Genomic DNA, 24,932 nt, shown 5'->3' with positions numbered 1-24,932 from the left:
TTTCAAGTTTCAAGTTTCAAGTTTCATGTCCGTTGGGTTAACTTGAAATCTGAAACTTGAAACGAAATTTTAATTTAAGCTCACCAATTTATCAACGCTCCACGCTTCTGGTTTTGCATTGAATAGTTTTTTTGTAAAATCCCAAACCGTATTAAAAAGTTCAGAATTTCTGTAATTTTCTAAATCTTCTTCAGTTTCCCAATAACTGTAAGTGAAAAAGATGCATTTGTCATTTTTATCCTGATACAATTCTAAAAAACGATTTCCTTCTGCATTTCGTATTTTTTCTTTCACCGATTCAAAATTATCTAGAAAATCAGGAATTTTTTCTTCGTGAAAACTCATTTTTACTATTCGAACAAACATGTTTGTAATTTTGGATTTCTGATTTTAGATTTTAGATTATAAATCTGCTTACAGGTGCGCAAAAGTACCAAAATTGATCGTAATAAAATGAAATTCCAATTTTGAAATTCTAAATTCCACTAAAAATTTAAATTTTAATTATTTAAGACACTTTTTACTTGATTATAATTGAGTTTGTCTTTAAAAAAAGTAAAAGGAGGCCTGCCATTTGGCTGAGTGTTAACGAGTATTTTTTCTTTTGTAATTCTTATTATAGTCACGGTTTGACTTTCATAGCTGTAAGAACTATTAGTTCTAAGTTGAATAACTCCATCACTCCAATTTGTTAATATCCAACCATTTTTCTCTAATAGTTTTCCTATTTCAAGAGTAGATAAGTCCTTTTTAAAAAGTAATTCTCTGAATTTTCTTTCGCTTTCTATTCTGTAGATTATATATATAAATGAAATAATCCCAGCTCCAATTAGATTTAATTCAACATTATTATCAGTAGATTTACCCAACCCTGCATAAATCATTATAAAAGGAAAAAACATAATAAAGTATTTGCCAAGGTAATCTAAGCTTGTAATTGGCCATTTTAAATTTTCGATTATGTATTTTTTAGTTTTGGAAGTCATTTGTAGTTTAACTAAGAAAACTTAATCGTAATCACATCACGATAATTCAATCCTAATAAACTATTTGCAGAACCCACTTTAGAAGGATTACTTCTGAAAATAGCAATTTCAAGAAAACCGGCTTCATTAAAAATGGCTAGTTTTTCTCCTTCATAGGTTTTAATCGGATATTTGTCAGAAGTGGCAATAGCCGAATAATTTGGAAGAATTGTTTTGATACTCTTTGGTTTCATCACAATTTCATACGGACGCCCGCGCGAAATTTCTAAGAATTGTTTTTTAGAAATATTGGTTACAACGTTTCCAAAATGATCAATATAAATGATGTTTCCTTTTATAGAATTTCCGTCATCAGCAACAAGAGCCTGCAATTCGGTAGCTTCTTTAATAGAAGAAATTTCTTTTCCGATAACATTCAATAAACCGCCTCTAGATAAGTGAGAGGCAACCTGAATAAAAATATCCAAATCTGTCGATTCAATCGGGAAGCGATCATGAATATTGATTGCCACAATTTTCTGCGGAACAATTTTCTGCGTAAGCATGCTCAAGATTCCATTATCGGCACAAATAAAGTAATGATCGTTCCATTGCATGGCGATATGCTGGTTTTCTTTATTACGCTCGATATCGACACCGATTAAGTGCACAGTTCCTTTTGGGAAACTCATATAAGCCGCACCAATAATGTAACTCGCTTCGGCAGTATTAAAGGGATCAATGTCATGAGAAATGTCAATGATTTGAACCTTTGGATTTTCAGAAAGTATTTTACCCTTCAGCGACCCCACAAAGTGATCTTTTAAGCCGTAGTCTGTAGTAAGGGTAATTATTGACATATTTTTGTTTATAACTATTGATAGTATTTAAATCTAATTTTCATTAAATTTGAGAAATGCAAAGCTAATAATAGTAAACACAAATTGAAAGAAAGAAAAGACAAATTATGATTTTTAAAGTATTTGCAAGTTACAATATTCAGAAACAAAGTTTTAAGATTATTTGGATAAACTGAGACTGCGACTGAACACTGCGACTAATAAAAAAGACCCGACAGCCACTAAATATTAAAAGGAATTATTTTAATTTAAAACAACTTCATTTGAACGAAAGAATAATCGAGCTAGTAGATATTGCACCAAAAGAATTTTGGGGCGCGCAGGACAGCCATTTAGAAATTATTAAAAAGTATTACCCAAAGCTTAAAATCGTAGCGCGAGGGACAACTTTAAAAGCATTTGGCGAAAAAGAAGTTTTAGACGAATTCGAAAAAAGATTTCAAAGATTAATGCTTCACTTTACACGTTACAACAATATTGACGATAACGTAATTGAGCGCGTAATAATGAGTGATGGTCAGGATGAAAAGAGAGCTTACGATCATGATAAAATCTTAGTTCACGGTGTTGGCGGTAAAATTGTAAAAGCAATGACACCAAATCAGCAATTGCTGGTTGATACCGTAAAAAAGAACGATATGGTTTTTGCAGTAGGTCCCGCTGGAACTGGTAAAACATACACAGGAGTCGCTATGGCGGTAAAAATGCTGAAGGACAAAGAAGTAAAAAGAATTATTTTGACGCGTCCAGCAGTAGAAGCGGGCGAAAATCTAGGTTTCTTGCCTGGAGATATGAAGGAAAAACTTGATCCTTACATGCAACCGCTTTATGATGCCTTGCGAGATATGATTCCAAACGAAAAGTTGGAAGATTATATTCTGAAAGGAATTATCCAGATTGCACCTCTAGCTTTCATGCGCGGACGAACTCTTGACAATGCTTTTGTAATTCTTGACGAGGCTCAGAATACCACACATTCACAAATGAAAATGTTTTTGACCCGTATGGGGAAAAATGCCAAATTCATGATTACTGGTGATCCAGGTCAAGTCGATTTGCCGAGAAGAACAATTTCTGGTCTTAAAGAAGCGCTTTTGGTTCTAAAAGACATTGAAGGCATCGGAATTATTTATCTAGATGATAAAGATATTGTTCGCCACAGATTGGTTAAAAAGGTAATTGATGCCTACAAGCAAATAGAAAACCACGATTAAGTTTAATTTAGTCAAATGTTAAATGTAAAACGTGAATTGTGTTTTAACATTTATTAATATTCGTTTTGTATGTTTTCTTTAGAAAAATGCAAAACGAATATTTTTTTGACTGCTATATAATTAAGAATCAATGAAAGTACGAGTTTTAGGCGTTTTAATTTTGATTTGTTTTTTTTCATGCAAAAAAGCAGAGATACCTGTAAATAAATTTGTTGGAATTTGGCACGATACAGAATGCATTGTCCCAGGTAAGCATTTGTTAAAAATAAATAAAGACAGCACTTTTTCTTATAAAGGAGCAGGGTGCGACTGGAGAGTAATTTCCAAAGGAAAATGGAAGATAGTAGGGGATTCTATTGAATTAAACAGTACGAGCAGCGATACATGTTATAGAATGTTTCCATATACAAGATGTATAAAATTTGGGGAAACTAGAACAAAAGACACGTTGACTATTCCAAATTGTAATCCTAAACAAAATGCCGACTTTTTAATTTTTTCAAAAGAAAGATTCTATCTCAAAAAAGATTCTTTAGTTTATGAATTTAAAGCTAGTTCTAATTGTTCGGGTTATGACACGTTAAAAAGAGTTTATGCACGTACTAAGAAAATTAGAAAAAATTATTATTATAATGAACCACCTAGATGATTTCTACCTAAACCAAGAAGAATCCATAAAAGGGATATTTTTGGCATTAAAAGAAATCATTCTTAAGCAAGACACAAGTATTACAAACAGTTTTAAATATGGAATGCCGTTTTTCTCTTATAAAGGAAAAATGTTCTGCTATTTATGGATGCATAAAAAACTCCAACAGCCTTATATCGGAATTGTAGAAGGAAAACATTTTGAGGAAGCTTTTTTGATTCAAGAAAATCGCTCAAGAATGAAAATTATGATGTTTGATGTTCATGAAGATTTGCCCTTGGAACAGATTGAAGCGATAATTCAAAAGGCTATAAATTTATATAAAACTGGAATTGTTAAGATTTAAACTGATTATATAGCAATATTTAACCGAATAGTTAAATAAATAATAAACTTCCCTCAATTTTGGCTTTCAAACCGTCTATTCTTTGTCTAAACGAGCTTAAAACCGTAATTTTGCATATCATCGAATTTGACAATTAATATGACAAAACTTAAAAATATAAAAGTTGTAGTAAGTGACCTTGACGGAACTTTACTTAACCCACAACATACTATTTCAGATTACACTAAATCAATCTTTCAAGAACTTCATAATCAAGGATATCTTATTGTTGTAGCTACAGGTCGTCATCACTTAGATGCAATGGCAATTATCGATAAATTAGAAGTGCCAGTTTATTTAGTAAGCTCAAACGGAGCTAGAATTCATTCGCCAAACAAAGAACAGCTTTTTGCTTTTAATTTAGACAGTGATGTTGTTAAGGCTGCTTTGAACGTTGAAATTGATCCAGAAATCACGGTAGTTTTATTTAAAGAAAATGTTTGGCAGACCAATAAATGGAATGAAAAACTGAATTCTTTTCAAACAGAATTAAAATATCGTCCCGAACTGGTAGATTATAAGAATTTAGAAGATTTTGGAGCAATTAAGATTTTCTTCTCTTGCAGCGACCACGAAAAATTAGTCAAATTAAAAGATGCCATTTTAGCAAATTCTTCAGAACATTTGCATCATGCTTTTAGTCTCCCAACTTGTTTAGAATTTATGGACAAATCTATAGATAAAGCAGTTGCAATTGAGCAAGTGTTAGAAAGGGAAGGATTTACATTATCAGAAGCGGTTTCTTTTGGTGATGGATTTAACGATGTGCAAATGTTATCTTCATCCGGAAAAGGATTAATTATGGGAAATGCTCCATCAATTTTAAAAGAAACATTGCCAGATTTAGAAGTGATTGAAACAAATGCCGAAGACGGCGTTGCAAGGTATATTGCCAGAAAAATTTTGAATAAAGAATTTGCAGCAATTTAATTGCGAGTATTTTATATTCAGACTATTGCTGGATACTAAATAATAGTTATTTTTATAAGAGCTAATTCACAGTGAGTTAGCTCTTGTTTTTTTTAATTTAACTATTTGACCATGAAAAATTTTTTACTACAAGCTGAACGGAATTTGATTTCGGGAGCATTGGTGTTATTGCCACTTTTAGTTTTTTTTATTTTATTGGGAAAAGTCTGGAAGTTTTTTCAGAATTATGGAGAAAAATTTGCGCACTTCCTGCGTTTGGATTTGATATTAGGAAAATACGCTACCGATATCGTGGGCGGAATGATTTTGGTGGTTTTAATTTATTTAAGCGGCTTTTTAATGCGTTTGGCTATTTTAAAGCGATTTACAAATTGGGTAGACGAGAAGCTAATGATCTTTTTGCCCGGTTATGAAAAAAATAAAAAAGAGGCAGAAGAAAAACTTTTGAAAAGAAATCATGAGCCTAAACCTGTTACAGATTTGCCTATTTTGTTTAAAAATGGAGATTTTTGGCAACCAGCTCATTTAATTGAAGAAGATGAAAATGGTTCAGCTGTAATTTTTATTCCAAATGCACCAGCTAAGGATCAAGGACAAATTTTAATCGTCAAATCGACCGATTTTAAAAAACTTTCAGACACGACACTTGGAAGTCTTGATGCATCAATAAAATCTTTTGGTAAAGGAATTTTGAGTTTTAAATAATTCACTAAAATTGAAGTAATATTTTCTTTGTTTGCTCTGCCAAATAGTTTTAAATTTGCCTTCATAAAAAACAACACAACTAGATAATGAGTAATACAATCACAACTACAAATTTTAATTTCCCGAACCAAAAATCAGTTTACCGCGGAAAAGTTAGAGAAGTTTATAATATTAACGACGAACTTTTAGTAATGGTAGCTACCGATAGGCTTTCGGCTTTTGATGTAGTTTTGCCAAAAGGAATTCCATACAAAGGACAAATCTTGAATCAGATTGCAACAAAATTTATGGAATTGACACAAGATATTGTTCCAAACTGGCTGATTGCTACTCCAGATCCAAACGTTGCTGTTGGACATTTATGCGAACCTTTTAAAGTAGAAATGGTTATACGTGGTTATTTGTCTGGCCACGCAGCTCGTGAATATGCAGCAGGAAGAAAACAAATCTGTGGTGTTACTATGGCTGAAGGTTTAAAAGAAAACGACAAATTTCCAGAGCCAATTATTACACCAACTACAAAGGCAGACAACGGTTCTCATGATGAAGATATTTCTCGCGAGGATATTTTGGCAAAAGGAATTGTTTCGGAAGAAGATTATTTAGTTTTAGAAAAATATACTAGAGCTTTATTTCAAAGAGGAACTGAAATCGCTGCTAAACGCGGATTGATTTTAGTAGACACGAAATATGAGTTCGGAAAAACAAAAGATGGTGTTATTGTTTTAATTGACGAAATTCATACACCAGATTCTTCTCGTTATTTCTACGCTGATGGATATGCTGAAAGACAAGAAAAAGGAGAGGAGCAAAAACAATTATCTAAAGAATTTGTGCGTCGTTGGTTAATTGAAAATGGTTTTCAAGGGCAAGAAGGACAGCAGATACCAAATATGACAGACGAATATATTGAATCTGTTTCTGAAAGATATATCGAATTGTTTGAAAATATCTTAGGAGAAAAATTTGTAAAAGCGGATATTGCTAATATTGATCAGCGTATTGAAAGAAATGTATTGGGCTATCTTTCTTCAAAATAACAATTTGAATTTAAGCTAAAAACGAAATATAAAAAGCCTTGTTGTAACAAATTCAGCAAGGCTTTTTTCGTGTAAATAGATTTGCGATATGAAACCCAATTTGGAATTATCCAAATTTTATTATGTAAAAAATGCAATTGAGCCTATCTGATTGCGCTTCTATATCTTTTTTCAAGAAATTTCATCTTTTTTTCATTTTTAATGCAACGTTTTGTGCATAATGAGCGTCTAACAAGTAATCATCACAATCATTAATCACTAAACAAGCAATCAATCATGAAAAAAACAGTAATCGTTTTAGGAACGGCTTTGACCTTATTTGCAAATTTTGCAACAGCTTCTAACTTGAAGTTAGAAAATAGAAATCAAATTGAAATTCCTTTTGATTTATCCTCACCTTTGCATTTGGCGGTATGCAACGGAGATCTTGAAACCGTAAAGAAAAGCATTGAATACGGCGCAGATGTAAATAAAATTGTTCGTAATATGACACCTTTGATGCTCGCTGCTCGTTATAACCATGTTGAAATTGTAAAAATTTTGTTGGCAAATGGGGCTAAACCGTCAATAGAAAACGCTCACGGACTAAGAGCGTTGGATTATGCTAGATACGCAAAATCAACTGAGTCTGCAGAGATTTTGAAAGGGCTTAGGTAAAATTTTAATAGTTTTAAAAAAAAAGGAAAGCGTCATCTTTTAGAAGAATGATGCTTTTTTTATTTCTTTTTTTCAAAAATGTGAAACCTAGTTTCTTCTTTGGTCGTCTAAAGTATAAAATGTTTCATCATCAATCATTAAAAAAGAATAATCATTATGAAAAAAGCAATAATTATTTTAGGAGCAGTTTTCATTTTTACAAATGAATCAAAAGGGGCAAACTATCAGTTGTGTATTAAAGATCAAATTGAATTTTTAATTTATTCAAATTCTCCATTTCATCTTGCTATAAGTAAAGGTGATGTTGAAAGTGTAAAAAAATTTATAATGTATGGTGCGGATGTCAATAAAATTGTAAATAATATGACACCTTTAATGGTGGCGGCGCGATTTAATCAAGTTGAAATTATAAAAATTTTGATTGAAAAAGGAGCGGATCTTTCAATTGAAAATGAAAAAGGTCTTACTGCTTTGCAGTTTGCAGAATTTGGAAAATCAATTGAGTCCATTGTTATTTTGAAAGAGAAGAAAGCTAAAAACAATAAAAGACGTAAATAATAAACAAGGCAATTCAATCAATTGAATTGCCTTGTTTAATCTATAGCATTTATTCCATCCTATCTTTTAAATTTTCTAAACCTTTCTGCAAATCATTTCCAATCATTTGATCCATTCGCAAAATGGGAAGAATAATATTTGTTGGATACGGAATTGCTCCACTGATTCCCCATTTTACTTTTGTCTGATTCTCAGAAATAGGTTCTGTTGACATAAAACCGACAGCAGTATCTTGCACTGGTTTGTTAAAACGCAGTACAAAGTCTAAACGTCTGTTTTCTATTATTTTTGTAATTTCCTGTTCGCCATCACCAACTTCTTTAACACTACTCTCCCAAGAAGAAACTGAACCTACCATTCCATCAATTCCTCTATAATGGACTTTCATTTTTGGATCTATATTAGCCCATATGCTAAACTCGTTTTGATTTCTTAGTGAACGAATATATTTAAAAATACTATCAGTAGGTTTATTTATAATTACCTCTCTTTCAATTAAGTATTCTCTAGGCATAAAATAGGCGACTATCAAAACAATAGATATAAATAGAATTAAAACGACTAGTGTTCTTTTGATAAAAATCATGATTCTTGATTTAATATGGTTCTTTTAAATATTATTTTCTCTTAGAAGTATTGATTTTATTGACACATAAAATTATAACGCTATGTTTTTGATTTTAAAGGCTATAATAAATTTAAAAAAATTAAACCAAGTATTCTACTAACTTTTATTTTTAAAACAGAAAAAAATAAGATTTGTTGTAACATTTTTTCTTTTTAGTAGTCTATTATAGTAAAATCAATAATTTGATAACAGTTGGGGTCTTTAATTATTGCTTTATTAAGTGAATGTTAAGAATTAGTTAAAACATAGTACTTTGTAATGCATAATACATTAAAATATTTTACCTTTACATCATCAAATTAAAATCATCATCAATCATTTAACAAACATCAATCATTATGAAAAAATCAGTAATTTATTTAGGACTAGCCTTAGTAACATTTGGAAATGTGGCAATGGCTTCAAATGAAATTTCAACTGCTAAAAATCCAGTTGAACTTAAAAGTTATGTAGGAACTCCATTAAATGTTGCTATTAGCAAAGGAGACCTTGAAACTGTTAAAAAATTTATCGAATACGGTTCAGATGTAAACCAAATATCAGAAGATTTTACACCTTTAATGATCGCTGCACTTTACAATAAACATGAAATCATTAGGGTTTTATTGGCGAATGGAGCAAAACCTAATATTAAAAATGAAAAAGGTTATACAGCATTAAAATATGCGCAAGCGTCAAATGCTTCAGAATCAATTGAGCTTTTGAAAGATTTGAAATAACAGTTTAAGAGTTTTGAGTTAGTTAAAAGACCTTTCTGAGCAAAAGGTCTTTTTTTTTGCTTTATATTGAACTCAAATATAAACAAAAAAGCATCATTACGAGAATGATGCTTCTTCTTTTTTAAATCCCAACAAATTGATTTAAAACTAAATATTATAATTGTTTATTCTATTGGCACATGTTTTTTTCTGTTGAATATCCAGAATAAAATTGGAAATACTAATAGTGTTAAAACAGTTGCTGTCATAAGTCCGCCAATAATTACAATGGCAAGCGGTTTTTGCGATTCGGATCCAATTCCTGTAGAAACTGCGGCAGGCATTAATCCAATAGAAGCCATTAATGCTGTCATCACTACGGCTCTGGTTCGAGCTTTTACTCCCCTAAAAATGGACTCTTCAAGAGAATATTTGACTTTCAGATTATGATGAAATTCAGATATTAGAATTACTCCGTTTTGAATACAAATTCCAAGAAGCGCTATAAATCCAACTCCAGCAGAAATTCCAAAATTCATTCCTGTAACATGCAACGCAATAATTCCTCCAATAATCGCAAATGGAACGTTAGCTAAAACAAGTAGGGAATCTTTGAAATTACCAAAAAGAATAAATAATAGCACAAAAATTCCAATTAAACTGATTGGTACAACTTGCGCCAGACGTGCACTTGCACGAACTTGGTTTTCAAATTCTCCTGTCCATCCAGTTGTATAACCAGTAGGAAGCTTAAGTTGATTTACTTTTTGTTGTGCTTCGGCAATGGTGCTTCCTAAATCTCGATCACGAACAGAAAATTTTACTCCAATAAAACGTTTGGTATTGTCTCTATAAATAAACGCAGGACCTGTAATAGTTTTAATATCACAAATTTCTTTTAAAGGAATCTTGATTCCGCTGATGGTTGGAACTTTAATTTCTTCCAAATCTTTTTCGTCTTTTCTATATTCTTTAGAAAAACGAACTCGGACATCAAATTTCTTTTCATCTTCATATTTTTCAGTTGCTGTTTTTCCTCCAAAAGCCAATTCTAAAACTGCTTGAGCGTCACTTAAAGTTACTCCGTAAGCAGCCATTTTTTCACGATCTAGAATTACGCTGATTTCAGGCTGGCCAACATTTCTTAGAATACCAACATCTTTTATACCTGGAATATTTTTAATTTGTGCTAAAACTTCATTTGCAAGCTGATCTAGTTTGTTCAAATCATCCCCATAAATTTTAACGGCATTAGAAGCCTTGAATCCTGCTACAGATTCAGCAACATTATCAATTACAGGTTGCGAATAATTATAGGTAATTCCTTGATGAACTTTGAGTTTATTATCCATTTCATTAATCAGATCATCCATCGAAATTTTACGTTTCCATTCTGCTTTTGGCAATAAGTCAACCTGAAGCTGAATAAATCCAAACCCATTCGGATCGGTTCCATCGTTACTTCTTCCAGTCTGAGAAAGAACTTTTTTAACTTCTGGGAAACTTTCCAAGTCTTTTCTAATCATTGCTGCCGTTTTAACACTTTCAGGGAGAGAGGTACTCATTGGCAATTCTGCTGTTACCCATAAAGCTCCCTCGTTTAATTGCGGTAAAAACTCAGTTCCTAAGAAACCTGCTGAGAAGAAAACAGCTGCTAACAATCCTAATGATGCAATTAAAGTTTGTACTTTATGCTTGAATGTCCATTGAAAACCTTTGCCTACTATTCGATCCCAAAAATTCACAAACGGATTGTGTTTTTCCTTCACATTTTTATTTAGTAAAATATGAGAAAGAACAGGAACCAAAGTCAAGGTAAAAATAAGTGCTCCCAGCAAAGCAAAACCTAATGTAAAGGCTAGGGGAGAGAACATTTTTCCTTCTACTTTCTGGAAAGAGAAAATGGGAAGCAAAGCCGTAATAATAATCAGTTTTGAGAAAAAAATAGCCTTGCCCATTTCTGTTCCCGTTTTTTTAATCAAGCTTCCTTTTGCAATTTTATTAAATTTCTCCATTCCCAGCTGATGGGCTCGATGGTCTAGAACAACAAATAAACCTTCAACCATTACTACAGCTCCGTCAATAATAATTCCGAAATCGACTGCACCTAAACTTAATAAGTTGGCGCTCATTCCCATCATTTTAAGACATAAAAAGGCAAATAATAAAGAAAGTGGAATGACAATAGAAACGGTAAAAGTAGTTCTCCAATCGGCCATAAAAAGGAATACTACAACAGTAACAAGGATAATACCTTCGAACAAGTTATGCATTACTGTTTCGGTCGTAAAATTCATCAAATTATCACGATCGTAAAATGTTTCAATTTTAATGTCTTTTGGCAAAACATTATCATTAAGATCTTTGATTTTGGCTTTTATTAAGGCAAGTGTTTCCTGCGGATTTTCACCTTTTCGCATTACTACAATTCCTTCAACAGCGTCGTCATTATTTCCAATACCTGTTTGTCCAACTCTTGGCATTGAACTTTCGTAAACGTCAGCTAAGTTTTTAACCAAGATTGGATTTCCTGCTGCGTCATCTACGATAATATTTCCAATATCTTCTTTTGATTTTAATAAACCGACACCGCGAACAACAAATGCTTGCCCGTTCTTTTCAATAACATCACCACCAACGTTTAAGTTTCCAGCATTTACGGCATTGTAAACCTGTAAAGGGGTAATGTTGTATTTTGCCAATTTGATAGGATCAACTCCTACTTCATAAGTTTTAGTTTGACCTCCAAAAACATTTAAATCGGCAACGCCAGGCAGAGAACGCAATTGTTTGTCTATAACCCAGTTTTGGTAAGTCAATAATTCTCTACTGTCTCTGCTATCGCTTTTTACAATATATCTGAAAATTTCACCTGTTGGGCCGTATGGGGGCTGTACGTCTGGTTCCACATCATCAGGAAGAGAAACATTTTTTAATAAATTATTTACCTGAAAACGAGCAAAAGTATCGTCTACACCATCGTCAAAAATAATTTTAATAACAGATAGACCAAACATAGTAATGCTTCGCACACTTGTTTTTTTCTGCACAGAGTTCATAGCAATCTCAATTGGAGACGTCACAAAACGTTCTACTTCTTCAGCGCTTTTTCCATTCCATTGTGTAATAATAATAATCTGCGTATTGGTAACATCTGGAAATGCATCAATAGGCATATTTTTGAATGAAATAAATCCAGCAACAGCCAATAATCCAACCCAAAAGAAGGTAAATGCTTTATTCTTTAGCGAAAAAGCAATAATATTTTTTATGAATTTGTTCATGTCTTAATTATTTAAAGCACCATAAATAAATAGCTGATTGTTTGTTATTACTTTTTCATTTTCCTTTAAACCACTTGAAAGATAGGTGGTATCTCCAACCACTCTGTAAACTTCTACTTGTCTGGTTTCAATATTATTTCGGTCTTTAAATACCACAACGAAGTTTTTACTTCTATCAAAAACAATCGCTTTACTAGGCACGGCTATCATAGATTGATTTTCATTAAAAGACAGTTTGATATTAGCATTCATATCGGGTTTAAGCATGTAATCTGGATTATTAAGCTTAATTCTAGCCTGCATGGCTTTCGTTTCTGGATCAATAACATTATAAATTTTATCTACTTTTCCATAAAACGTTTTATCTGGATAACTCAAAGTGGTTACTGCAGCATTGGTTCCTAATTTTACTTTATTGATATCAATTTCATTAATATTCGCCATTGCCCAAACTTCACTGATTTCTGCAATATCAAATATGTTTTCAGAACGGTCGTTACGTAAAAGCATATCTTGGTTGATGCTTTTTTGAATGATAAATCCGCTTATCGGAGCTGTTACTTCGTAAATTGAACCAGCTTTAATATTATAAATTTTATAGGTTTCCTGAATTTTGCTTAATTGCGACTGCGCTTTATTTACTTCAGATTTTGCCTGAAGAACATCGCTTTCAGAGTTTAATTTACCATCAAATAATTCTTGTGCTACTTTCAAGTTATTTTTAGCGACAAGCAAATCGCTTTTAGCATCAATGGATTGTTTTTCAAAATCGGCTACATCGGTACTTTTTATGGTTGCCAATACTTGTCCTTTTTTTACATAATCACCAAGTTCAACATTTACTTTCATTACGTTTCCACCAACTAATGGATAAACATCAATCATTTTATTATTGTCAGCAGTAATTTTACCGTAAAAACTAAGTTCGTTCTTTAATGGCTGAGATTTAGCTTCTGCAGTTGTAGTGCTTTTAAGCATGGTATTGCTCAAAACAAAAGAGGTATTTGTTTCAGGATTTTCAACTTCTTTTTTGCAGCTCGTAAGAGATAAGCCTGCTAGTGCGATTCCGATGAATAATATATGTTTCATTTCTGTAATTTTTTAAAATAAATCTTTGTTGATGGTGCTGTTTAATTCTTCGCCTGCAATCACTACTTTTTTCTTTAATTCATTTAACTGAATTATAGCCTGATTGTAACTTTCCATAAAATCGGTAAATTCTAAAAGGCTTACGTTTCGTTTTTGAAAGTTGGTAAGCATTCCGTTATAAACTGCTTCAAAATCTGAATTTACAGTTGGCTTTATAACGGTATAATTTTGTCTAGATTCATCCCATTTGGTCCATGCTGACGTGATTTCTGTTTTGAGTTGCAGCTCGAAGTTTTGTTTTTCAATTTTAGATTGCTCCAAAATTGTTTTTGCATACTTAATATTTCCTTTATTTTGATTCCAAAGTGGTAAAGGAATTCCAACAATTAAATTGGCTTCATTGTTAAAAGCGCCGCTTCGCTGATCATAATTTGCTCCAAGCGTAATATCTGGAACTGAAAGTGATTTTTGTAATTTCACATTCAGCTCATTAGCATCGATTTCTTTTTGTTTTGCTAAATAATCAGGTCTATTTGCTATGGCTTGTTCTTCAAAATTTTTAAGATCAAAAGCTATAACTTTTAGATATTTATCAGAATCATCTTTGCTTACAACTGGAACTACATTTTCAGTTTCGTTTAATAGCAATTTTAAATTAGCCTGTTCTTCTATGTTGTTATTAATTACCTCCAATCTTTCGTTTTTGAAATTAAGATAGAGTGATTGTAGACGAACAACGTCTTTTAGAGGAATATTTCCTTTTTGAGCTTGAATCGAATAAGAATTAATTAAATTTTCGATATGAGCCAGTTGCTTATCTGTATTGTCAAGATTTTTAGTATTATAATATACAGTGAAAAAGCTTTTACGCAATTGCAATTTTAAAGTCCTAAGCAAGTCGTTAAACTGAAGTTCTGCCAGTTTTTCATTAGTTTGTGCTAATTTAACCTCATTGCGCTTTTTGCCGCCAAGATAGATCAGTTGTTCTATCGCAAAAACTTTCTGACCATCTTTGCCAATATCAAAAAATTTGTCTCGTTCAGGATTGTAGGCATTCAACTCTGCTGAGAGCGTGGGATTGTCCCAAATACGAGCCTGAATGGTAAGTGCTTTTGAGGCATCAAGATTATATTGAGATGCCAGTAAAAATAGATTCTTTTTTAAAAATTGACTTTCACAGTCTTGGAGAGTAAGTGATTTTTGTGCTATTGCAGCTTGATTTAAAAGTGCAAATAACAGCAATGCGAATAACTTTTTCATTGTATCATCTTTAAGTTGTACAAATATGCTATCAACAGGCTTTAAGAGAGCTTAAAATCTACCTTAAAAATAGCTTAAAATTGTTTACAAATTAAAAAATAACTGAAATAAATTCGTGTTAATATTTGAAGCAGAGTAAGTTATGTTTGCTTTGTGCAGAATTAGGATGCGTTGCACAATTCTTAAGCCAAGTCCAAAACCAGAAGTTCCTTTCGAATTTCGGCCACGCATAAAAGGCTGAAAAAGATTTTTTTGTTCTTCTTCATTTAAGGTTTCCCCTGTGTTGGATACAGAAATGATAAGATGTCGATGATCGGAGCTTATATTTACTTTTGCCTGCTTATTATCTGAATAAACACAAGCATTCTTTAAAATATTGGTTAAAGCTATCTCTAAAAGATTTCTATTTCCTTTTACTTCTAAAGCAGTATCAAGATCATCACTTTCTTCCATTTCAAAAAGAATAACGAAATCAGGGAAAGTTTTATTTATTTTTTCGATAGAAGAAAATAAAATTTCATCTATTCTCTGCACTTCACGATAATCTGCTTTTCTGTTATCAATTTTAGAAAGGATAAGTAGAGAATTGATTAATTCACTTAAATGATTGACATCATCTAAAATCAAATTCAAAAATGACTTGTCTTTCGGCTGAAGTTCTGGGTCGGCCATAGCATTTTCTATCTGAGAAGTCATTCTAGAAAGCGGTGTTCTTAATTCATGCGATGCGTGAGCAGTAAATTCTTTTTGTTTTTGATACGAAAGTTCAATCCGATCCATCATGAAATTAAATTCATCTGCAATTAAATCGATTTCATTTTTAGTGCTTTGAGATTCAATTCTGGTATCGAGATTATTTTCGTTTATATTTTTTATTTTCTGATGAAAAGCATGAAGCGGATTTATAGCTTTTCTTACCATAAATGAAGTTAACAGCCAGCAAAGTGTTGTAAAAAAGATATACGAAATGACTAATGTATAACGTAAGAAAAGCAGTTTACGATTTCCGTAATCATCAGTAGCAGAAATTAAGGCATAAAAATCTTTGTCGTTCGTATCGTAGAAAACACCATAAACTTCATAATTACCCTGCTGCTTAAAAAAGGTCTTGTTTTTTTTAAGGTATTTTAAATCATCAACAGACCAGTTGATTTTAGCATCGTCAATACTACTGTAAATTAGTTTATAATTTGAATCAAAAACCAAAGTTTTTTCGTCATACAATTTGTTGATTGAATTCTGGTCTATTATTTTTAAAAGTTGATTATCAACCTGTTTTACATTAACTAATAACTTAATATTAGATAAAGCTTTGATTTCTAATCGATCGCGAAACTCTTCTTTTCGGTAATTGGAATACAAAATGAATATCACCGTAGATGCCAATCCAAAAAGAATGGTAAACAGCAAGCTTACTAAAAGTGATATTCGATTTTTTAATGTCATTCCTGGTCGCTTAGATAATATCCGTAGCCTACTTTGGTTCTAAGAAGTTTTATTTCGTGGTCTTTATCAATTTTTTTCCTTAAAAAGTTAATATAAACCTCAATGGTATTCTGATTGGTTTCAATATGATAATCCCAAAGTTTCTCGGCTATAAATTGTTTAGAAAGTACTTTTCCTTTGGCATGCGCCAAAATCAGAATTAATTTGAATTCTTTCGGAGTAAGTTTAATTTCTTCACCCGCCCTAAAAACTTTCATATCTTCTTCAAAGATTTCTAAATCTTTAATGACGATTTTATTTTCTATTTGCTGAGGAACTTCTTTCCTTCTTAAAAGTGATTGTACGCGCGCGTATAATTCTTCAAAATGGAAAGGTTTTACAAGATAATCATCGGCACCATTATCAAAAGAAGACAATTTATCTTCAATTTCGCTAAAGGCAGTAAGCATTATAATAGGCGTTTTTTTATCAGTTTCCCGTATCCCTTTGCAAACGTCAATTCCATTTATTCCCGGAACGTTTATGTCTAGAATAATTAAATCATATTCGTACGGAAAGTATTTTTTCAAAAGCAAAGAACCATCATAATAAGGGACACACTCGAATTCTTTTGAAGTAAAGAATGCGGAGATTTCTTTTGATAAAGTAAAATCGTCTTCGAGCAGTAATATTTTCATGCTTGGTTTATAATTTGCAAATCCGATTCAATAACTCAAATCGGATTTACATTAAAGTATATTATTTAAAATAAGAAAAAGTCTCGTTGTTCTCAATTTTCAATAAAGCTTCATAAATAAGTTGAATTACATTTTCAACATCGTCTTTATGAACCATTTCTACAGTCGTGTGCATGTATCGTAACGGAAGAGAAATCAAAGCAGATGGCACACCGCCATTGCTATATGCAAAAGCATCGGTATCTGTACCCGTTGCGCGAGAAGTAGCATGTCTTTGAAATGGGATTTTATTTTCTTCAGCAGTTGCTACAATCAAATCACGTAATTTATTTTGAATAGCAGGAGAGTAGCCAATAACAGGGCCTTTTCCCATTTTTAGATCACCTTCTACCTTTTTATCAATCATTGGAGTAGTGGTGTCGTGACAAACATCAGTTACAATAGCAACATTTGGTTTTATACGATGTGCAATCATTTCAGCACCTCTCAGACCAATTTCTTCCTGAACAGAATTTACTATATATAAACCAAAAGGAAGTTTCTTTTTATTTTCATGTAATAAACGGGCAACTTCTGCAATCATAAAACCGCCCATTCTATTATCAATAGCACGACAAACAAACTTATTTTCGTTCAAAACCATAAATTCATCAGGATATGTAATCACACATCCCACGTGAACACCTAGCGCTTCGACTTGTTCTTTGTTTTCACAGCCTAAATCAATAAATATGTTACTCAGTTTCGGAATCTCTTCTTTGTCACGCAAACGAGTATGAATAGCAGGCCATCCAAAAACACCTTTTACAATTCCGTTTTTGGTATGAATATTAACTCTTTTTGAAGGGGCAATCTGATGGTCTGAACCTCCATTTCGTATTACATATATTAAGCCATCTTCTGTAATGTAGTTTACATACCATGAAATTTCATCTGCATGCCCTTCAATTACCACCTTATAAGGAGCATCGGGATTAATTACACCAACAGCAGTTCCATAAGTATCTGTAATAAATGAATCTACATAAGGTTTTAGATAATTCATCCAAAGTTTTTGACCCTCACTTTCGTAGCCAGTAGGGGAAGCATTATTAAGGTAGCTTTCTAAAAAAGCTATAGAAGCATTGTTTAAGATAGAATTTGTGCTCATAAAAATATTTTTTCGCTAAAATATAAATTTGGTATTAGAGTTGTGTATAAATATATAATTTTACATTTAAATTATGATTCAATGAGACTAACCACCTTTTTATTTATACTACTAGTTTGTTTTTCTTCCAAAGCCCAAGTTACTCCAAAAGAGAATGAACAAATGGGATATATTATAACCGAAAAAGATTCTATCTTAAGTGATACTATTCAGCTGCCTGAAATAATTATTTCAAAAGGGCAGAAGATGAGTGCAGAAGAGATGAAACAATTTCAAATCCTTCAAAACAGAGTTTACAAGGTATATCCTTATGCAAAATTAGCTTCAGAAAGATTAACAGCTTTAAATAACGGAATGGCTCGCTTAAAAACAAGCCGAGAAAAAAAGAAGTATTTTAAAATTGTGGAAGACTATTTGAATAATGAATTTGAAGAAAGACTAAAAAAGCTATCTAGAAAGCAAGGACAGATTTTAGTAAAACTAATTCATCGTCAAACAGGAATTACCACTTATGAACTTATAAAAACGCTCAAAAGCGGATTTAAAGCTTTTGTATCTAATACGACAGCCAATTTATTTGATATAAGTTTGAAAGAAGAATACAAACCATACGACGTAAACGAAGACTATCTAATTGAAACAATCTTAGTGAGAGCTTTTGAATCAGGCCGATTGGTAAATCAGAAACCTGCTAATCCTGTTAATTATGAAGATTTATCAGAGAAGTGGCAGCAAAGAGCTAAAGAATTAAATAAGAAATAATTTTATACATAATATATATAGTATAGCAACCCGACAGTTTTCCAAAACCTGTCGGGTTTGTTTTTTTGGTGTACATATATAAGGTAAAAAAACTTGCTTGTCTTGCTGAGCGGAGCCGAAGCATTCAAAGTTTGGTAATTGTAATTTTATCATTTCATCTTTAATGTTTGTCAGGAGCTTTTTCCCGCTATGCGCTTCAATCTTTTGGGGCCGAACCCCGGCCCCAAAAGGATTTCCGCTCCTATCGGGGCTAGGGGTTGGGTTTTCAGATGAAGATTTTTTGTAAAGCTTGGCGTCTTTAGGGGCCGAAAAGCGGAAAAAACAGGCTTCGCGCCCTAGCGCCTTTGCGGCAAAACAGCCCGATTCCGGGGGTAACGAAGAAAAGCCTTACGTTCTGTGAAAAATATCCAAAATATAAACTCCTTGTTATGAGAAGGTTATGGATTGGCGGGAAAAAAGATTGAAAAAAGTCTGGGAAAAGTGTTGGAAAAGCGGAAAAAGGCACTACTTTTGCACCCGCAACGGCGAAAAGCGCTCTTAGACATTCCGGCAGCCTGATCACATTTTAAGGAAAGAGATTTTCGAAAAAAAAGATTGAAAAAAGCTTGCGGGAAAAGAAAAAGCTTTTTACATTTGCACCCCGCAAAACAGGGAAGCTCATTGAAAGATTGGAAGAAAAAGTTGAGAAACTGAAGCGAAAAAAAAGCTTCAGAAATTTTTCAAGTTTTTCTTGCGAGAAACAGAAAGAAGTTTTAGTTTTGCACCCGCTTTGAAACACAAGCGGAAAAAGAAAAAGACACGTTCGTAGACATATTGAATTGACAGCCGTTTTGAAAGAGATTTCAAAACAAGATAGAATAAGAGTAATGGAATCGAAAGATTCGAAAAGAACCGATAGCAAGGCGTCGCATATACATTATTAAAATATACGATGAAGAGTTTGATCCTGGCTCAGGATGAACGCTAGCGGCAGGCTTAACACATGCAAGTCGAGGGGTAGAGTTCTTCGGAATTTGAGACCGGCGCACGGGTGCGTAACGCGTATGCAATCTGCCTTCCACAGAGGGATAGCCCAGAGAAATTTGGATTAATACCTCATAGCATAACCGGACCGCATGGTTCGGTTATTAAAGTCACAACGGTGGAAGATGAGCATGCGTCCCATTAGCTTGTTGGTAAGGTAACGGCTTACCAAGGCAACGATGGGTAGGGGTCCTGAGAGGGAGATCCCCCACACTGGTACTGAGACACGGACCAGACTCCTACGGGAGGCAGCAGTGAGGAATATTGGTCAATGGGCGCAAGCCTGAACCAGCCATGCCGCGTGCAGGATGACGGTCCTATGGATTGTAAACTGCTTTTGTACGGGAAGAAACACTCCTACGTGTAGGAGCCTGACGGTACCGTAAGAATAAGGATCGGCTAACTCCGTGCCAGCAGCCGCGGTAATACGGAGGATCCAAGCGTTATCCGGAATCATTGGGTTTAAAGGGTCTGTAGGCGGTCTTGTAAGTCAGTGGTGAAAGCCCATCGCTCAACGGTGGAACGGCCATTGATACTGCAGGACTTGAATTATTGGGAAGCAACTAGAATATGTAGTGTAGCGGTGAAATGCTTAGAGATTACATGGAATACCAATTGCGAAGGCAGGTTGCTACCAATGGATTGACGCTGATGGACGAAAGCGTGGGTAGCGAACAGGATTAGATACCCTGGTAGTCCACGCCGTAAACGATGGATACTAGCTGTTGGGGGCAACTTCAGTGGCTAAGCGAAAGTGATAAGTATCCCACCTGGGGAGTACGAACGCAAGTTTGAAACTCAAAGGAATTGACGGGGGCCCGCACAAGCGGTGGAGCATGTGGTTTAATTCGATGATACGCGAGGAACCTTACCAAGGCTTAAATGCAGACTGACCGATTTGGAAACAGATCTTTCGCAAGACAGTTTACAAGGTGCTGCATGGTTGTCGTCAGCTCGTGCCGTGAGGTGTCAGGTTAAGTCCTATAACGAGCGCAACCCCTGTTGTTAGTTGCCAGCGAGTAGTGTCGGGAACTCTAACAAGACTGCCAGTGCAAACTGTGAGGAAGGTGGGGATGACGTCAAATCATCACGGCCCTTACGCCTTGGGCTACACACGTGCTACAATGGCCGGTACAGAGAGCAGCCACCCCGCGAGGGGGAGCGAATCTATAAAGCCGGTCACAGTTCGGATCGGAGTCTGCAACTCGACTCCGTGAAGCTGGAATCGCTAGTAATCGGATATCAGCCATGATCCGGTGAATACGTTCCCGGGCCTTGTACACACCGCCCGTCAAGCCATGGAAGCTGGGGGTGCCTGAAGTCGGTGACCGCAAGGAGCTGCCTAGGGTAAAACTGGTAACTAGGGCTAAGTCGTAACAAGGTAGCCGTACCGGAAGGTGCGGCTGGAACACCTCCTTTCTAGAGCCCAAAGTGTTAGCCGGAAGGCACGCTTGGGAAATAAGATGCCTGTTTTAGGTTTTGGATCGTGAAATTGCATTACTCTTGCTGTTAATTTAAAGAAATAAACTTTTAAGTAAAAAAAAACAGAGTCTCGTAGCTCAGCTGGTTAGAGTACTACACTGATAATGTAGGGGTCGGCAGTTCGAGTCTGCCCGGGACTACTTTTTAAAGCTTGAAGAGAAGGAAATTCTAGAGTTGAAGCGTTATGAATCTTAATTCATAATTCATAATTCACAATTCATCATTAGATTTGGGGGATTAGCTCAGCTGGCTAGAGCGCCTGCCTTGCACGCAGGAGGTCAACGGTTCGACTCCGTTATTCTCCACGAAGCTGCCGTAAAAACGGTAGGTAAAAGTTCATTGACATATTGGGATAAGAAAATAATAAGAAAGTAGAAAGCGTTTTTATCGGCAATGATAAAAACAAAAAAAACGGTCTTGTTCTAACAGGCAAGATTGGTGCAATAAGCAAAATAAGGGCGCATGGGGGATGCCTAGGCTCTCAGAGGCGATGAAGGACGTGATAAGCTGCGAAAAGCTGCGGGGACGGGCACACACCGATCGATCCGCAGGTATCCGAATGGGGCAACCCGCTATATTGAAGATATAGCACACCGATAGGTGGGCAAACCCGCTGAACTGAAACATCTAAGTAGGCGGAGGAGAAGAAAACAAAAGTGATTCCGTAAGTAGTGGCGAGCGAACGCGGATTAGCCCAAACCGGCATTGTTACGGCATTGCCGGGGTTGTAGGACCGCGACATTTCATGCGCAAGGAACCGGAAGCTTCTGGAAAGGAGCGCCATAGAGGGTGACAGCCCCGTATGGGCAACGAGCGTAATGGATAGCGGCATCCTGAGTAGGGCGGGGCACGTGAAACCCTGTCTGAATTCGGCGGGACCATCCGCTAAGGCTAAATACTCCTGAGAGACCGATAGTGAACCAGTACCGTGAGGGAAAGGTGAAAAGAACCGTGAATAACGGAGTGAAATAGATCCTGAAACCATGCGCCTACAAGCGGTCGGAGCCCTTTCGTGGGGTGACGGCGTGCCTTTTGCATAATGAGCCTACGAGTTAACGCTGCTGGCAAGGATAAGTGGTTAAGCCATGGATCCGCAGCGAAAGCGAGTCTGAATAGGGCGCTTTAGTCAGTAGTGTTAGACGCGAAACCGTGTGATCTACCCATGGGCAGGTTGAAGCTGTGGTAACACACAGTGGAGGACCGAACCGGTTGACGTTGAAAAGTCTTCGGATGACCTGTGGGTAGGGGTGAAAGGCCAATCAAACTCGGAAATAGCTCGTACTCCCCGAAATGCATTTAGGTGCAGCGCTGATAATAGTTATATAGAGGTAGAGCTACTGATTGGATGCGGGGGCTTCACCGCCTACCAATTCCTGACAAACTCCGAATGCTATATAATGTTTTGCAGCAGTGAGGGCTTGGGTGCTAAGGTCCAAGTCCGAGAGGGAAAGAACCCAGACCATCAGCTAAGGTCCCCAAATATATGCTAAGTTGAAAGAACGAGGTTTGTCTGCCCAGACAGCTAGGATGTTGGCTTGGAAGCAGCCATTCATTTAAAGAGTGCGTAACAGCTCACTAGTCGAGCGGACGAGCATGGATAATAATCGGGCATAAGCATATTACCGAAGCTATGGATTTGCATGTATGTGCAAGTGGTAGGGGAGCATTCTGACAGGGCTGAAGGTGTATCGTAAGGTATGCTGGACCGGTCAGAAAAGAAAATGTAGGCATAAGTAACGATAATGCGGGCGAGAAACCCGCACACCGAAAAACTAAGGTTTCCACAGCTATGCTAATCAGCTGTGGGTTAGTCTGGACCTAAGGCGAACCCGAAAGGGACAGTCGATGGCCAACGGGTTAATATTCCCGTACTTCTTATTGCTGTGATGGGGTGACGGAGTGATGAAAGCGCCGCGAACTGACGGAATAGTTCGTTAAAGCACCTAGCTATAGGCTCTCTAGGCAAATCCGGAGAGTTTGGTGAAATGCGATAGTACTCGGAGTCTTCGGACAAAGAGATAGTGCGCCTAAGGGCTTCCAAGAAAAACCTCTAAACTTCAGGCAGTAAGAACCAGTACCGTAAACCGACACAGGTAGTTGAGGAGAGAATCCTAAGGTGCTCGAGAGATTCATGGCTAAGGAATTAGGCAAAATAGACCTGTAACTTCGGGAGAAAGGTCGCCCCGAGCAATCGGGGCCGCAGTGAAGAGGTCCAGGCGACTGTTTATCAAAAACACAGGGCTCTGCAAAATCGCAAGATGAAGTATAGGGCCTGACACCTGCCCGGTGCTGGAAGGTTAAGAGGAGATGTTATCTTCGGAGAAGCATTGAATTGAAGCCCCAGTAAACGGCGGCCGTAACTATAACGGTCCTAAGGTAGCGAAATTCCTTGTCGGGTAAGTTCCGACCTGCACGAATGGTGTAACGATCTGGACACTGTCTCAGCCATGAGCTCGGTGAAATTGTAGTAACGGTGAAGATGCCGTTTACCCGCAGTGGGACGAAAAGACCCTGTGCACCTTTACTATAGCTTAGTATTGACCTTGGATAAATGATGTGTAGGATAGGTTGGAGACTGTGAAGTGGCGTCGCCAGGCGCTGTGGAGTCATTGTTGAAATACAACCCTTTGTTTATCTGAGGCCTAACCCCGTGTTGCGGGGGACAGTGCTTGGTGGGTAGTTTGACTGGGGTGGTCGCCTCCAAAAGAGTAACGGAGGCTTCTAAAGGTTCCCTCAGTACGCTTGGTAACCGTGCGTAGAGTGCAATGGCATAAGGGAGCTTGACTGAGAGACATACAGGTCGATCAGGTACGAAAGTAGAGCATAGTGATCCGGTGGTTCCGCATGGAAGGGCCATCGCTCAAAGGATAAAAGGTACGCCGGGGATAACAGGCTGATCTCCCCCAAGAGCTCATATCGACGGGGGGGTTTGGCACCTCGATGTCGGCTCGTCACATCCTGGGGCTGGAGAAGGTCCCAAGGGTTGGGCTGTTCGCCCATTAAAGTGGCACGCGAGCTGGGTTCAGAACGTCGTGAGACAGTTCGGTCTCTATCTACTGCGGGCGTTAGAAATTTGAGTGGATCTGATTCTAGTACGAGAGGACCGAATTGGACTAACCTCTAGTGTATCTGTTGTCCCGCCAGGGGCACCGCAGAGTAGCTACGTTGGGAAGGGATAAGCGCTGAAAGCATATAAGCGCGAAACCCACCACAAGATGAGATTTCTTTTAAGGATCGTGGAAGATGACCACGTTGATAGGCTACAGATGTAAAGGCAGTAATGTCACAGTCGAGTAGTACTAATAATCCGTAAGCTTATGCACAGACTTTTCCTCCCCGCCCTGCGGGGAGGAAGGAACTTTCTTAACTAGAAAAGCTTATTTGTTTCTTTATCCCAGTATGTTAAAATATTGTCTGATTGATCATTAACAATTCACAATTGATAATTAACAGTCGGAAGCTGCTTGCAG

Annotated in this window: 20 protein-coding genes, 2 tRNA genes and 2 rRNA genes; 14 read left to right on the top strand and 10 right to left on the bottom strand. The window is 35.9% G+C overall.

Features of this window, described 5'->3' with window-relative positions; translation table 11 throughout:
• Positions 1 to 69 precede the first annotated feature (69 nt).
• The 3 genes from ACNRYB_RS16655 to ACNRYB_RS16645 form a co-directional block, all read right to left on the bottom strand.
• Positions 70 to 366 carry a putative quinol monooxygenase gene (locus ACNRYB_RS16655; protein WP_129748971.1) on the bottom strand — a complete coding sequence of 99 codons (297 nt, stop codon included), beginning with the start codon at positions 364 to 366 and terminating at the stop codon, positions 70 to 72.
• Between the two features lie 134 nt (positions 367 to 500).
• Complete coding sequence (locus ACNRYB_RS16650) at positions 501 to 986, bottom strand: hypothetical protein (protein WP_473727970.1); 486 nt, start codon at positions 984 to 986, stop codon at positions 501 to 503.
• An 11-nt stretch (positions 987 to 997) separates the two neighbouring features.
• On the bottom strand, positions 998 to 1,825 hold the full coding sequence (locus tag ACNRYB_RS16645; RefSeq protein WP_473727969.1) for an SAM hydrolase/SAM-dependent halogenase family protein: 828 nt from the start codon (positions 1,823 to 1,825) through the stop codon (positions 998 to 1,000).
• 263 nt (positions 1,826 to 2,088) lie between these two features.
• Between ACNRYB_RS16645 and ACNRYB_RS16640 the strand changes: the two genes are divergently transcribed.
• The 8 genes from ACNRYB_RS16640 to ACNRYB_RS16605 all read left to right on the top strand — a co-directional run bounded on the left by ACNRYB_RS16640 (position 2,089) and on the right by ACNRYB_RS16605 (position 7,963).
• A complete protein-coding gene (locus ACNRYB_RS16640) occupies positions 2,089 to 3,039 on the top strand; it encodes a PhoH family protein (RefSeq protein WP_008469028.1) in 951 nt (316 codons plus the stop codon).
• A 130-nt stretch (positions 3,040 to 3,169) separates the two neighbouring features.
• A complete protein-coding gene (locus tag ACNRYB_RS16635; protein ID WP_473727968.1) occupies positions 3,170 to 3,688 on the top strand; it encodes a hypothetical protein in 519 nt (172 codons plus the stop codon).
• Complete coding sequence (locus tag ACNRYB_RS16630; RefSeq protein ID WP_473727967.1) at positions 3,672 to 4,034, top strand: DUF1801 domain-containing protein; 363 nt, start codon at positions 3,672 to 3,674, stop codon at positions 4,032 to 4,034. The genes ACNRYB_RS16635 and ACNRYB_RS16630 overlap by 17 nt, the downstream gene beginning before the upstream one ends.
• 138 nt (positions 4,035 to 4,172) lie before the next feature.
• A complete protein-coding gene (locus tag ACNRYB_RS16625; RefSeq protein WP_129748967.1) occupies positions 4,173 to 5,003 on the top strand; it encodes a Cof-type HAD-IIB family hydrolase in 831 nt (276 codons plus the stop codon).
• A 111-nt stretch (positions 5,004 to 5,114) separates the two neighbouring features.
• Positions 5,115 to 5,708, top strand: a complete 594-nt coding sequence (locus ACNRYB_RS16620) for a hypothetical protein (RefSeq protein WP_473727966.1) — start codon at positions 5,115 to 5,117, stop codon at positions 5,706 to 5,708.
• Positions 5,709 to 5,794: 86 nt separating this feature from the next.
• A complete protein-coding gene (locus ACNRYB_RS16615) occupies positions 5,795 to 6,748 on the top strand; it encodes a phosphoribosylaminoimidazolesuccinocarboxamide synthase (protein ID WP_473727965.1) in 954 nt (317 codons plus the stop codon).
• Between the two features lie 276 nt (positions 6,749 to 7,024).
• Complete coding sequence (locus ACNRYB_RS16610) at positions 7,025 to 7,405, top strand: ankyrin repeat domain-containing protein (RefSeq protein ID WP_473727964.1); 381 nt, start codon at positions 7,025 to 7,027, stop codon at positions 7,403 to 7,405.
• 156 nt (positions 7,406 to 7,561) lie between these two features.
• Positions 7,562 to 7,963 (top strand): ankyrin repeat domain-containing protein, encoded by a 402-nt coding sequence (locus tag ACNRYB_RS16605; protein ID WP_129748963.1) that lies wholly within the window; start codon positions 7,562 to 7,564, stop codon positions 7,961 to 7,963.
• A gap of 49 nt (positions 7,964 to 8,012) precedes the next feature.
• Here ACNRYB_RS16605 and ACNRYB_RS16600 read toward each other — a convergent pair whose 3' ends face one another.
• Positions 8,013 to 8,477 (bottom strand): SRPBCC family protein, encoded by a 465-nt coding sequence (locus tag ACNRYB_RS16600; protein WP_473727963.1) that lies wholly within the window; start codon positions 8,475 to 8,477, stop codon positions 8,013 to 8,015.
• A gap of 452 nt (positions 8,478 to 8,929) precedes the next feature.
• Between ACNRYB_RS16600 and ACNRYB_RS16595 the strand changes: the two genes are divergently transcribed.
• The gene (locus ACNRYB_RS16595) at positions 8,930 to 9,310 is read left to right on the top strand and encodes an ankyrin repeat domain-containing protein (RefSeq protein WP_129748961.1); all 381 of its coding nucleotides are present in this window, start codon (positions 8,930 to 8,932) and stop codon (positions 9,308 to 9,310) included.
• Between the two features lie 164 nt (positions 9,311 to 9,474).
• Here the strand turns inward: ACNRYB_RS16595 and ACNRYB_RS16590 are convergent, their stop codons facing one another.
• The 6 genes from ACNRYB_RS16590 to ACNRYB_RS16565 form a co-directional block, all read right to left on the bottom strand.
• Positions 9,475 to 12,573: an efflux RND transporter permease subunit gene (locus ACNRYB_RS16590; protein WP_129748960.1), complete on the bottom strand. Its 3,099-nt coding sequence runs from the start codon at positions 12,571 to 12,573 to the stop codon at positions 9,475 to 9,477.
• Positions 12,574 to 12,576: 3 nt separating this feature from the next.
• On the bottom strand, positions 12,577 to 13,662 hold the full coding sequence (locus tag ACNRYB_RS16585) for an efflux RND transporter periplasmic adaptor subunit (protein WP_473727962.1): 1,086 nt from the start codon (positions 13,660 to 13,662) through the stop codon (positions 12,577 to 12,579).
• Positions 13,663 to 13,674: 12 nt separating this feature from the next.
• Entirely contained in the window at positions 13,675 to 14,922 is a 1,248-nt protein-coding gene (locus ACNRYB_RS16580; RefSeq protein ID WP_473727961.1) for a TolC family protein, read from the bottom strand.
• 84 nt (positions 14,923 to 15,006) lie between these two features.
• Positions 15,007 to 16,368 (bottom strand): sensor histidine kinase, encoded by a 1,362-nt coding sequence (locus tag ACNRYB_RS16575; protein ID WP_129748957.1) that lies wholly within the window; start codon positions 16,366 to 16,368, stop codon positions 15,007 to 15,009.
• The gene (locus tag ACNRYB_RS16570; protein WP_129748956.1) at positions 16,365 to 17,045 is read right to left on the bottom strand and encodes a response regulator transcription factor; all 681 of its coding nucleotides are present in this window, start codon (positions 17,043 to 17,045) and stop codon (positions 16,365 to 16,367) included. Before ACNRYB_RS16570 ends, ACNRYB_RS16575 begins: the two co-directional genes overlap by 4 nt.
• Positions 17,046 to 17,106: 61 nt before the next feature.
• The gene (locus tag ACNRYB_RS16565) at positions 17,107 to 18,195 is read right to left on the bottom strand and encodes a M42 family metallopeptidase (protein WP_129748955.1); all 1,089 of its coding nucleotides are present in this window, start codon (positions 18,193 to 18,195) and stop codon (positions 17,107 to 17,109) included.
• Positions 18,196 to 18,276: 81 nt separating this feature from the next.
• On the opposite strand from ACNRYB_RS16565, the gene ACNRYB_RS16560 reads away from it, so the two are divergent.
• The 5 genes from ACNRYB_RS16560 to ACNRYB_RS16540 all read left to right on the top strand — a co-directional run bounded on the left by ACNRYB_RS16560 (position 18,277) and on the right by ACNRYB_RS16540 (position 24,785).
• A complete protein-coding gene (locus tag ACNRYB_RS16560; protein ID WP_129748954.1) occupies positions 18,277 to 18,957 on the top strand; it encodes a DUF4294 domain-containing protein in 681 nt (226 codons plus the stop codon).
• Positions 18,958 to 19,885: 928 nt separating this feature from the next.
• Positions 19,886 to 21,399: ribosomal RNA gene (locus tag ACNRYB_RS16555) — 16S ribosomal RNA — on the top strand.
• 129 nt (positions 21,400 to 21,528) lie between these two features.
• Positions 21,529 to 21,602 (top strand) — tRNA-Ile (locus ACNRYB_RS16550).
• A 91-nt stretch (positions 21,603 to 21,693) separates the two neighbouring features.
• Positions 21,694 to 21,767, top strand: a tRNA-Ala gene (locus ACNRYB_RS16545).
• A 135-nt stretch (positions 21,768 to 21,902) separates the two neighbouring features.
• Positions 21,903 to 24,785: ribosomal RNA gene (locus tag ACNRYB_RS16540) — 23S ribosomal RNA — on the top strand.
• Together the 16S and 23S rRNA genes with 2 tRNA genes alongside form the textbook arrangement of a ribosomal RNA operon.
• Positions 24,786 to 24,932 lie beyond the last annotated feature (147 nt).

The sequence above is a fragment of the Flavobacterium sp. CR10 genome, assembly GCF_055814415.1.
The sequence above is the reverse complement of the archived record's forward strand: the minus strand, read 5'-3'. Positions and strand labels throughout refer to the sequence as shown.